Raw genomic sequence first — 11,962 nt, 5'->3', positions numbered from 1 at the left:
GACCCTGTGACCGATACCGGCCGACGCCGACTGTTGCAGGCCGGCGTCGCCGCCGGCCTTTCGCCGCTGCTGCCCAGCATCGCCCGGGCAGCAGCGATCGCCCCTGCTTCGCGCACGCGCAGCCTGCAGGACCTGCAGCACATCGTGGTGTTCATGCAGGAGAACCGTTCGTTCGACCACTACTTCGGCACCCTGCCGGGCGTACGTGGTTTCGGCGACCGCTTCGTGGCCCCAGCGTCGCCCCTGCCTGGTAGCGACCGCCCACGCAGCCTGTGGCTGCAGCCCGATGCCAGCGGGCAACGCGCGATCGCTCCTTTCCCGTTGGATACCGCCGCGCACTTCGGCTACATGCGGGTGGAGGGTACGCCCCACACCTGGCCTGACGCACAGCAGGCGTGGGACCACGGACGCATGGCGCACTGGCCCAAGGCCAAGCAGAACCATTCGATGGGCTACTTCCAGCGCAGCGACATGCCGTTCCAGTTCGCCCTGGCCGATGCGTTCACCCTCTGCGATGCCTACCACTGCGCGATGCAGGCCGGCACCAACCCGAACCGCGTGTTCCTGTGGACCGGCCACAACGATGCCCAGGCCCGCGCAGGCGGCCCGGTGATCGCCAATTCGCACGACAATTTCCCCGAGCAGGGCGGCTATCCGGAGTCTTATCGCTGGACCAGCTATGTCGAGCGACTGCAGCAGGCCGGCGTGTCCTGGCAGATCTACCAGGACATGGCCGACAACTTCACCGACAACCCGCTGGCCGGGTTCGAGGCCTTCCGCCAGGCGCACCGCGGCGACCCGGGGCATGACCCCGAGCTGCGTGCACGCGGCGTCAGTACCCGTGGCCTGGCGCAGCTGCGCGAGGACGCGATCAGCGGCCGCCTGCCGCAGGTCAGTTTCATTATCGCCGATGCAGCCGGCAGCGAGCATCCGGGGCCGTCCAGCCCCGCGCAGGGGGCGGCCTATACCGCACGCGTGCTGGATGCGCTGACCGCCGACCCGGACGTCTGGAGCCGCACCGCCCTGCTGTTGATGTTCGATGAGAACGATGGCTTCTTCGACCATGTGCCGCCACCGGCACCGCCCTCCCCGCTTGGCGATGGCTGGGCCGGTGCGTCGGCGGTCAGCACCGAGGGCGAATACCACCGCAACCGGGCACCGGGCGACGAGAAATACGATGCCGCCGAGCTGCGCGGTCGTCCCTACGGTCTCGGCCCGCGCGTACCGTTGTATGTGATTTCGCCGTGGAGCCGTGGCGGCTGGGTCGACTCGCAGGTGTACGACCACACCTCGGTGCTGCGTCTGATCGAGCGCCGCTTCGGCGTGGCCGCGCCGGACATCTCGCCGTGGCGGCGTGCGGTCTGCGGTGACCTGAGCAACGCCTTCGACTTCGCCCAGCGCGACACGCGCCCCTTCGTCAAGGCGCTGCCGGATGTCACCGCCGTCGCAGCGCGCGCCGCCGCCCTGCCCGGCCGTACCGTGCCTGCGCTGCCCGATGGCCTGCATCCGGCTCGCCAGGCGCCGGGCGTGCGTCCGGCGCGGGCACTGCCCTATCGGCCGCAGGTGCAGGCCACGTCGGTGGATGGCGAGGGCCTCAGCCTGCAGCTGGCCAGCGATGGCGCCACGGCCGTGCTGCATGTCTACGACCGCTTGCAGCTGGACGCCATCCCGCGCCGTTACACCGTGGTACCGGGTACTCCGTTGCGGGATCGTTGGCCACTGGATGCACAGGGTCGTTACGACCTCTGGCTGCTGGGGCCGAATGGATTCCATCGCCACTATCGCGGCGCTGGCACGCTCGCGCCGTTGCACGCGCACGTGGAGCGCGCGGATGGCCAGATGCGGCTGGTGCTGCGCAATTCATCCCCTTCAGCGCGGAAGGTCCAGGTGCAGGCCGGCGCCTACGCCGGCCACATGCCCACCCGCGAACTGCAGCTGGTGGCCGGCGCGGAAACCGTACTGGCCTGGGATCCCGCACCAACCGCAGGCTGGTACGACCTGATCGTGCGCTCGCAGGGCGTCGAGCAACGCCTCGCCGGACGTGCCGAAGACGGCCGGCCTGGCACCAGCGACCCTGCCATGGGCAGCGAACCGCTGCGCTTCGATCACGGCTGAAAGTGATTCTGTGGAGCCGGGCGCGTGCTCGGCTCCACAGGGTGGAACATCCCGCTCAGGCCTCCTGCAACCCCGGCCGGCCGTGCTCCACTGCATAGCGCTTCCAGCTCTGCAGCGTGCCGTTCGGCCGCATGACCGTATCGAGCGTCTTCATGTCACCGATCCAGGTATCGCGGGTGACATCACACAGCACGTAACCGCGCTTGTCCGTCGTCGCTTTCAGGTGGGGACTGTGCCGCAGCTGGTTCTCTGCATACGCATCCATGCCCTGCCCGTCGGCGCCCGAGCTGATCGAGGTCGCCAGGAACTCGCTGGAGATCACCCCGGAATCGGCGTTGTCCTGCACCAGGTCGCTGGCATAGTGGCGGTGCGCATCGCCACAGGCGGTCACCACGTTGCCGAAGCCCACCTTCTGGATGTGATCGAGCAGGCGCCGGCGGCTGGACAGATAGCCGGACCACTGGTCATCGGAGGACTGCACGACGCCGTCCTTCTCGCGCATGTAGTTGCCCAGTGAGACCTGGTGCGCGATCGCGTGCCAGCGCGGCGCGGCATCGGCCAGGCCATCGAACAGCCATTGCTCCTGCTTCGCGCCCACAATGCTGCGCTCGGAAGATTCCACCTGTCCGCGCTGCGCCATGTCCACCTGCTTGCTGCGGTACTGGCGGGTATCGAGCAGGTGCAGGTCCAGCAACGTGCCGTAGCGCGCGCGACGGAACATCTGCATATGACCATCGCGCGGGAACGACGAAGCGCGCAACGGCATGTTTTCGTAATACGCCTGGAAAGCCTGTGCGCGGCGCAGCAGGAACAGCTCGCTGGGCGTACCGTCCTGGTCTTCGGCACCCGCCCAGTTGTTGTCCACTTCGTGGTCATCGAACGTGACGAACCACGGTGACGCAGCGTGCGCCGCCTGCAGGTCCGTATCGGTCTTGTACTGCGCGTAGCGGCGGCGATAGTCGTCGAGCGTATAGGTCTGTGGGCCAACGTGGTTGCGCAGGTTGGTGAACGGCTGACCGTTCATCTTCCGCATGCCGGGCTGGCTTTCACCCTCATAGATGTAGTCGCCGTAATGGAACACGAAATCGAGTGGTTCCTCGGCAATGTGCCGCCAGGCCGTGTAGTGCCCTTCCTCGAAATGCTGGCATCCGGCCACCGCGAAGCGCACGCGCTTGATCGGCGCGTTCGCCGCAGGCAGGGTGTGGGTGCGTCCGATCGCACTGGCATGGCCTCCCACGGTGAAGCGGTACCAGTACGGCCGCCCAGGCAACAGGCCGTCCAGTTCCACGTGCAGCGCATGGCCCAGTTCGGGGTGGGCCAGCGAGGTACCCTGTCGCACCACGGTGCGCATGCCCTCGTCATCAGCCACCTGCCATCCCACCACCATCGGCCGGGTGGGCATGCCGCCACCGAACACCAGGGGCTCGGTGGCCAGCCGCGTCCACAGCACCATGCCGTCGGCCGACGGATCACCCGACGCCACGCCGAGGGTGAACGGCGTACTGGCAAAGCGCGGCGAGGCCAACAGATTGCGTGGATTCAGTGCTGCCGCATCGCTCTGCGCAGCCAGCGCGCGGGCAGTGCCGGCCCACGCACCCAATGCGGAAAGTCCGGACAGGGCAAGGAAACGCCTGCGATTGATCGTATCCACGACGGTCGCCTTCAGTTGTAGATGATGTGGAAGTAGAAGAAGCGACCGTAGTCGTCGACCTCGGTGCGGAAGCGTCCGTTCGGACCGGTGCTGTAGGTGGGCTGGGTATTGAACAGGTTCTTCGCCTCGTACTTCAGCGTCACGTGCTTGCTGACCTTGTGGCTGAAGGCCAGGTTGAAGGTCATGTACGGGTCGTAGTACGAGTCCAGCCACTGGGTATCGCCGAAGTCGACCAGCATGCGGCTGCGGTAGGTACCGGACACGCGCAGCTGCGAGCTCTTCCACGGCATGCGCCAGATCACCGAGCCGTTCACCGACCAGTCCGGCTGGTACAGCAGGCGGTCCAGGCGGCGCTGGCTGCCATCGCTGATGCGGTAGTTGGTCTGCCCGTCCAGTCGGGTGGCATTGAGGTACATGTCGAAGCGGTGGCGGCCCCACTGCAGGTTGCGGTTTGCCACCGCGAACTCGACACCGCGCAGCGTGGACTCATCGGTGTTCATGGGCTGGGTGACGCGGTAGCGGACATCACCGATGTTCTCGAACGTGGTCAGGGTATAGATGTCGTCCTTGATGACCTTGTCGAACAACGCGAGCGACACAACGCCGTTGTTGCCGTTGAAGTACAGATCCCAGGCCAGGTCGAGGTTGGTGGCGCGGCGCGGCTGCAGCGAGGCATTGCCCTGCTTGATGGTGCAGAAGCCTCCGCCCAGTTCGTCATCGCCACAGCTGGTGCTGGTGGCCTGGGCGATGTTGCTGGGTGTCGGCCGGCCCAGCGTGCGGCTGGCGGAGAAGCGCAGGCGCTGGTTCTCGCTCAGCTTGAAGGTCGCATTCAATGACGGCAGCAGGTTGTTGTAGCCGCCACTGCTCTTGCGGAATGCCGAGGTGTAGGTGGTACCGCCATCATCACTGAACGGGCTGAACGCATCGAAGGAGGTGTGGTCATAGCGCAGGCCGCCGATCAGCAGTAGCCGGTCCCAGGCGTAATGCGCCGAAACGTAGGCGTTGGCGATGTCTTCCACGTACTTGTAGTCRCTGGTGAAATCGGCATTCGGGTAGGCCGCATCATTGTTGCCCAGCTTCGGGTACAGCTCGTCATGCCACTTGCGGTTGTCGATCAGCGGGAAGCCGGGGACGCTGCCAAGCAGCGTCGAACCGGGATACAGATAGTCGTTCAGGGTCGCGCTGGTCTTGTAGTAGTCGAAATCGATGTCCTGCCAGATCTTCAGGTGGCGATACTCGGCACCAGCAGCGAGACCGAAGCCGCGCGCATCGGCATCGATGTTGTAGCTGAAGTCGGCACGCAGGTTGTCGATGCTCTCCTTGGCGTCACGCGGCGAGATGTAGGCCTGCGCGGGATTGAGCTTGAACGACGAGCTGGTCAGCAGACTGGAGTCCGAGACGCCCACCGCGTTTGGAAAGCCATGGCTGTCGTTGGCGTAGTCGACGAACAGGTTGCTCGGGTACGCGCGTACGCCCCAGTAGACCTGGGTGTTGTGGAAGGTCTCTTCGGTGTGGCCGGCGCGCAGGGTCAGCCGCGAAAGGTCGCCGATATCCCAGTTGAAGCTGGCGATCGCACCGCGGTTGCTGCGGTCCCAGCGGTCATGGCGATTCTTGATGTAGATGCTGTTGATCTGGGTGGTGCCGCCGTCCTCGGTCTGGTTGCGTATCGGGAACTTGGCATTGCCATACAGATCGGTCTTGTTCATCGTCGAGTTCTCGTAGAACCGGTACGAGTACAGCAGCAGAGAGGCATAGAACGGGTCGTCCGATGGCTTCCATTCCAGCTTGGCCGAGCCACCGAAGTTGGTGATGTAGTTGGTGTAGGTGCCGGTGCTGAAGTTGCCCGGCGCGCGCAGACCGTTCCAGCCTTTCGCCTCGTCGGGGCCGGTGGTTCCATCGGTGAGGTACTTGCCGGCATCGTTGTAGTAGTAGTTCGATTCCACCCAGCGCTTGACGCTGTTGCGCGAGCGCTGTTCGTAGCGCGCGACCGCGACGATGCCGAACTGATCGTCGCCGCCGAACTGGTTGGAGAACACTGCCTTGGCGCTCTTGCCGAAGTGGCCCAGGGTCTTGTGGTCGCCACCCGCGCTGCGCCCCACATTGGTCTCGGCCGTGGAATGGATGCCGGCCACGTCGGCGAACACGTACTTGCCGGAGCGGTCAAAGGCGCTGCGGCTGATGATGTCGATCACACCACCGATGGCATCCGGTGCCTGCTCGGCGCTGAAGCTCTTGTAGATGTCGGTGCGGGTGCCGATGTCGCTGGGAATCAGCTGCAGGTTGTTCATGCGCTCGCCGGAGCCACTGCCGCCCACGCTTGCGATCGCGATGCCGTCGATGGTCGTGTAGTTGAGATTGGCCTGCACGCCGCGCACCGTCACGTAACGCGGTTCGCCCGCATCTTCCACCGCACTCAGGCCGGGCGCGGCCATCAGGCTCTCGGCCAGCGTCTCATCGCCGTAGCTGTCCATCTCGTCGTAGATCACAGAATCCTTGATCACCGGCGAGGTCTTCTTCTGGTCGATGACCTCATGGGCGGCGATTACCTTGATCGTGCCCAGGGTCGGGGCCACCACCTCTTCCGGTGGGCGCGATGCAGGTGCGGCCGGCCGGCTTTCCCGCGAGACCGGTGCCGCGTCGATGGCGATCACGTTGCCGTCCACCACCGTGTAGCGCAGGCCGGTGCCGGCCAGAAGCGTGTCCAGCGCCTGCTTGACGGTGGCCCCTCGCGGTACCGCGCCCGCCATGGGTGCAGAACCCGCGCCGGCATACAGGAACTGCACGCCTGAACTGCGTGAAAGCTGCTCCAGCGCCTGGCTCAGCGGCTGCGCGGCGATCGCTGCGGTGACCCGGGTCTCAAGCCCATTGGCCGACGCCGCCTGTGCATGCGCACCCAGACAGGGAGACAAGGCCAGTACCACCGACAGATAGAGCTTCTTGCGCATCACGGTTCCTTGGAGGAGAGAGGACTGCTGGTACCGCGTCGGCATGCGACGGCGGCTTCTCCCAAGTAAGAGCCGGCATCGGCGGAAGTGAAGAACGCCGATTCGATGAATTTTTTCTGACAGCCCTTCGCCGAACCCCGATCAACGGCTGGACACCCATACCGTGTCCGCTTCGCGGCGGATGACGAAGCGTGCGTCCCGCTGCAGGAATGCCTGCAGCGCGGCGACCCGATGCGCTTCCAGGCTGCCTGACAGGCGCGCCGCCCGCGCCGCGTCGTCGGTCAGCCGCACCTGTATCTGGTTGTGGCGGTTGAACGCTGCCGCCACCTCGTCCAGCCGCTCATCGCGGAACGACACCCGGCGCTGTTGCCAGTCCAGCAGCATCGACACCGGTATTTCCAATGGCTGCACCGCATGGCTGCGGTGATCGACCTGGACCACCTTCCCGGCAGGCAGCTGCGCCAGCCGTCGTTGCCCGCTACCGGCGGTCCAGACCTCCACCTCGCCGGACACCACGCCGATGCGCGTACTCTGCAAACGGCGCGACACATCGAACACGGTGCCGATGTCGAGGATCTGCAGATCGCCAACCTGCACCTCGAACGGCCGGCGATCCGCTGCGATATCAAACGTGGCCTCGCCGCTCAGCAGTTCAACCCGACGGCTGAACCAGCCGATGTTCACCCGCAGACGGCTGTCTGCGTTCAGGCGCACCTGCGTCCGGTCAGCCAGCACCACCTCACGCAGTTGCCCGTGGCCGGCGATCAGCATCTGTTCGCGAGGCATCAGCCACGGCACCAGTCCGGCCACCAGCAACAGGCAGCAGGCCACCGCAGCCACCCGCCTCCAGAGTGGTCGGCGTGATCGCGATGCAACCACGGCGCGCGGCACGGGCACCGGTACGGCAAACAACGGCACGACTTTCGCCGTTGCCGGCAGCTCCGGCAGCGCGGCCCTGTCCCCCTGCTCCTGTCCGTACGCCACCATCACCGCGCCTACCTGCCGGTGCACGTGCAGTACATGCAGGTACGCGCGTATGTGCTCGGGAGAGCGCTTCATCCATGCCATGAACTCGATGCGCTGAGCGGCGCTCAGGTCACCCTCGCGGTTGCACAGGAACCAGTGCGCGGCCTGCTCGGCCACCTCGTCATCCATCGCTGCAGGCTCCTGCCGGTTCATCCATCCTTCCCGGCGCCGAGCGCCTTCCTGCAGGCATCCAGTCCCTTGCCGATGTGCTTGCGCACCATGTGCACCGACACATCCAGCTGTGCCCCCACCTGCCGGCAATCCAGCCCATCGCGATAGTGCAGCTCCATCACCTGCCGCGTCGTCGGCGGCAGTTGCGCGATGGCGCCGCGGATTCCGCTCCAGCGCTGCGCCCGCTCGAAATCAGCTTCGATGTCCTCCTCGCTGCGGAGCACCTCGGCCAGCAGGTCGACGTCCTCGATCTGCGGCAGGCCGGAGCGCGAGCGTGCCTGTTCACGCGCCAGGTTGGCCGCCACCGCGAACAGATAGGCTTCGGGGTTCTCGATCGCCTGGGCATCTTCGCCGGTACTGCGCAGCAGCCGCAGGTAGACCTCCTGGGCCAGGTCCTCGGCATCGGCAGCCTGTGAACCACGCCGAAGGAAGAAGCCACGCAGCAGGCGGCGCCGCAAGGCGTAGCTCTTCTCCCAGATCCTGACGCTGTTCACAACCGACCAACCACCCCGAGGCTGGAAAACCCAGCAGGGTGCACACCAACGATGACATCCGCATTGCAGCGCCGCATGGCCAAGCGAAGGTTCGCGCAGACCCAATCGTCGCCCGTCTACCCGCCAGCCGATACGGCGCCTACGCTTGTCTCCTCGGCAGCCACCACGGCCGCCCCCGCGCCACGGACCTGCCGGCGCGACTCCGCTCCAGAGCTGTCGCCCTGCCGGCGGTGCCGTGCAGGTGCAGAACCGGCGCTCTCTGGAGACGCAGCATGAACCAGGCACACTTCCCTCTCGACGCCGATCCGCAGGAAACCCGCGAATGGCGCGAGTCCCTGCAGGCGGTGATCGAGGCCGGCGGCCGCCCCCGCGCGCACTATCTGCTGGACCAGCTCGATGCACTCGATGTGCAGCAGCATGGCGACCTGCACACCCGCGCGTGGACCGCCTACACCAACACCATCCCGCTCGAACGCCAGCCCGCGTACCCGGGTGACCTGGCAATCGAGCGGCGGTTGAACGCGATGATCCGCTGGAACGCCATGGTGATGGTGCTGCGTGCCGGCAGGCATTCCAATGTCGGCGGCCACATCGCCACCTACCAATCCGCAGCAGTCATGTATGACGTGGGCTTCGATCACTTCTTCCGTGGACGGACCGAAACCTTCGACGGCGACATGATCTACATCCAGGGTCATTCGGCCCCGGGCATCTACGGCCGGGCGTACGTGGAAGGCCGCTTCAGTGCCGAGCAGATGGACAACTTCCGCCGCGAAGCCGGACGCGAGGGCCTGTCCTCGTATCCGCACCCGCGGCTGATGCCAGGGTTCTGGCAGTTTCCCACCGTGTCGATGGGCCTGGGCCCGCTGACGGCGGCCTATCAGGCCCGCTACATGCGCTACCTGGAATACCGGGGGCTGAAGCAGCACCAGGGTCGCAAGGTCTGGGCCTTCCTCGGTGATGGCGAAATGGACCAGCCCGAATCGCTGGCGGCCATTTCGCTGGCTGGGCGCGAGCGCCTGGACAACCTGGTGTTCGTGGTCAACTGCAACCTGCAACGTCTGGACGGACCGGTGCGTGGCAACGCCAAGGTGATCCAGGAACTGGAAGGCACCTTCCGCGCCGCCGGCTGGAACGTGATCAAGGTGATCTGGGGCAGCGGTTGGGACGAGCTGCTGGCACGCGATCACAGCGGGCTGCTGCGCCAGCGCATGATGGAGTGCGTGGATGGTGACTACCAGACCTTCAAGTCGCAGAGCGGCGCCTACGTGCGCGAGCACTTCTTCGGGCGCTACCCGGAACTGCTGGCGCTGGTGGCGGACATGAGCGACGACGAGATCTGGGCACTGGCACGCGGCGGCCACGATCCGCAGAAGGTATTCGCCGCCTACCAGCAGGCGGTGAACACCAGCGGTCGCCCGAGCGTGGTGCTGGCCAAGACGGTGAAGGGCTTCGGCATGGGCGAGGCCGGCGAAGGCCAGAACATCAACCACCAGCTGAAGAAGATGAGCGCCGACGCGGTGCGTGCGTTCCGTGACCGCTTCGACCTGCCGGTCAGCGACGGGCAGCTGGAAGAGATGCCCTACCTGCGCCCGCAACCGGGCAGCGCCGAGGCGCTCTACTTCGCGCAGCGTCGCCAGGCGCAGGGCGGCCAGCTGCCGGCACGGCTGACCCAGGTCGATCCGTTGCCGCTGCCGTCGCTGTCCACGTTCAACGGGCAGTTGCAGGGCAGCGGTGATCGTGGCCAATCCACCACCATGGGCTTCGTACGCATCCTCACCACCCTGCTCAAGGATCCCGAACTGGGCAGGCTGGTGATCCCGATCGTGCCCGATGAATCGCGTACCTTCGGCATGGAAGGGCTGTTCCGCCAGATCGGCATCCATTCCTTCCTGGGCCAGCTGTACACCCCGCAGGACGCCGGCCAGCTGAGCTATTACAAGGAGTCCAAGGACGGCCAGATCCTGCAGGAAGGCATCAACGAATCCGGCGCAATCTGTTCGTGGATCGCAGCGGGCACCGCGTACAGCAACCACGGCCTGGCCACGATTCCGTTCTACATCTTCTATTCGATGTTCGGCCTGCAGCGCGTCGGCGACCTGGCCTGGGCAGCGGCCGACGCGCGCACCCGTGGCTTCCTGCTTGGCGCCACCTCCGGCCGCACTACCCTGATGGGCGAAGGCCTGCAGCACGACGATGGCCACAGCCACGTGCTGTCCTCGGTGATTCCAAGCTGCGTGTCCTACGACCCGACCTACAACTTCGAACTGGCAGTGATCATCCACGACGGCCTGCGCCGCATGTATGTGGACCAGGAAGACATCTACTACTACATCACCCTGCTCAACGAGAACTACCCGCACCCGGCCCTGCCTGACGGCGCCGAAGCCGGCATCCTGAAGGGGCTCCATCTGCTGCGTCCCGCTGCTGCCGACAGCACGGCACAGCCTCGCGTGCAGCTGATGGGCAGTGGCTCGATCCTGCGCGAGGTGCTGGCCGCCGCCGATCTGCTGCAGCAGGATTTCGCCATCGCAAGCGATGTCTGGAGTGCCACCAGCCTGACCGAACTGCGCCGTGATGGCCTGGCTGCCGAGCGCTGGAACCTGCTGCATCCGGCCGACGAGCCGCGCGCTCCCTACGTGCAGCAGTGCCTGCAGGACCATGCCGGGCCGGTGGTGGTGGCAACCGACTACATGAAGATCGTAGGCGACCAGATCCGCCCCTTCATCAACGACCGGCGCTTCATCGCACTCGGCACCGATGGCTTTGGCCGCTCGGATACTCGCGAATCGCTGCGCACGTTCTTCGAAGTCGATCGCCACTTCATCGTACTGGCGGCACTGAAGGCCCTGGCCGATGACGGGCATGTGGAACGGGGCCTGCTGCAGCAGGCGATCGACCGGTACGGCATCGACACCGGCAAGCGCGATCCCGCCGCGGCATGACAGAACAGCAACGGCACCCGCAGAGCACGCTTCTGTGGGTGCCGTTGCATCACATCACTACGGCAACCGCTTGAACAGGTTGGTCTGCAGGATCGGCGTGCCGTCATGGCCGAAGAAGGCCTTGGTTTCGGTCATCGTTGAACGATCGGCGGCCACCGTGTACACGCGGGTGGACGCCGGCGCGCCATGATCGACCAGCTGCATCACCAGCGTGTTCGGCGCCGGCAGTTTCAGCGTTGCCTGGTTGGCGCCGTAGCTGCCGGTCAGCGCCGCAGGCGTACCGTCCAGCGCCAGCGTACCGTCGGATTTCATGGTTTTGCCGTCATGCAGGACGATATCCACGTGCGAGCTCCACCTGCCCGCACCGGCATCCTTGAATTCCAGTACGACCTGTTGCGGCCGCTGTGCCTCAGGGAGTGCGGAAGTGGCGATCTCCAGCGACCAGCGGCCGAGCAGGGGCGAAGGCGGAGCGTCGGCTGCCTGCGCCGTCGATGCCTGCAGCGAAAGAAGGGACAGCAGCACAGCAGAAAACAGCTTCATGTGAGTCTCCTGTCGAGTGAAGAACCGTCTGCGCAACGTGCACGATGGCCACACTACCCGGACTCTGCAGCCACC

Annotated in this window: 7 protein-coding genes; 2 read left to right on the top strand and 5 right to left on the bottom strand. The window is 65.8% G+C overall.

Features of this window, described 5'->3' with window-relative positions; genetic code table 11:
• Window positions 1–6: 6 nt before the first annotated feature.
• On the top strand, window positions 7–2,115 hold the full coding sequence (locus tag AB4Y98_RS14400) for a phosphocholine-specific phospholipase C (protein ID WP_442244584.1): 2,109 nt from the start codon (window positions 7–9) through the stop codon (window positions 2,113–2,115).
• Window positions 2,116–2,170: 55 nt separating this feature from the next.
• Here the strand turns inward: AB4Y98_RS14400 and AB4Y98_RS14395 are convergent, their stop codons facing one another.
• The 4 genes from AB4Y98_RS14395 to AB4Y98_RS14380 all read right to left on the bottom strand — a co-directional run bounded on the left by AB4Y98_RS14395 (window position 2,171) and on the right by AB4Y98_RS14380 (window position 8,402).
• Window positions 2,171–3,766 carry an alkaline phosphatase D family protein gene (locus AB4Y98_RS14395; RefSeq protein WP_442244583.1) on the bottom strand — a complete coding sequence of 532 codons (1,596 nt, stop codon included), beginning with the start codon at window positions 3,764–3,766 and terminating at the stop codon, window positions 2,171–2,173.
• A gap of 11 nt (window positions 3,767–3,777) precedes the next feature.
• Complete coding sequence (locus AB4Y98_RS14390) at window positions 3,778–6,711, bottom strand: TonB-dependent receptor (RefSeq protein WP_442244582.1); 2,934 nt, start codon at window positions 6,709–6,711, stop codon at window positions 3,778–3,780.
• Window positions 6,712–6,852: 141 nt separating this feature from the next.
• Complete coding sequence (locus AB4Y98_RS14385; RefSeq protein ID WP_312108653.1) at window positions 6,853–7,890, bottom strand: FecR family protein; 1,038 nt, start codon at window positions 7,888–7,890, stop codon at window positions 6,853–6,855.
• A complete protein-coding gene (locus tag AB4Y98_RS14380) occupies window positions 7,887–8,402 on the bottom strand; it encodes an RNA polymerase sigma factor (protein ID WP_312787206.1) in 516 nt (171 codons plus the stop codon). The genes AB4Y98_RS14385 and AB4Y98_RS14380 overlap by 4 nt, the downstream gene beginning before the upstream one ends.
• Before the next feature lie 272 nt (window positions 8,403–8,674).
• Here AB4Y98_RS14380 and aceE point away from each other — a divergent pair, with 272 nt between their 5' ends.
• Window positions 8,675–11,347, top strand: coding sequence for a pyruvate dehydrogenase (acetyl-transferring), homodimeric type (gene aceE, locus AB4Y98_RS14375; RefSeq protein ID WP_312787204.1), 2,673 nt, complete (start codon window positions 8,675–8,677; stop codon window positions 11,345–11,347).
• Window positions 11,348–11,404: 57 nt separating this feature from the next.
• Here aceE and AB4Y98_RS14370 read toward each other — a convergent pair whose 3' ends face one another.
• Window positions 11,405–11,887: a LuxR family transcriptional regulator gene (locus AB4Y98_RS14370; protein ID WP_223494788.1), complete on the bottom strand. Its 483-nt coding sequence runs from the start codon at window positions 11,885–11,887 to the stop codon at window positions 11,405–11,407.
• Window positions 11,888–11,962 lie beyond the last annotated feature (75 nt).

The organism is Stenotrophomonas sp. 2YAF26 (genome assembly GCF_052114625.1).
GTDB classification, from domain to species: domain Bacteria; phylum Pseudomonadota; class Gammaproteobacteria; order Xanthomonadales; family Xanthomonadaceae; genus Stenotrophomonas; species Stenotrophomonas indicatrix.
This window is presented reverse-complemented; position numbering and strand designations above follow the sequence as displayed.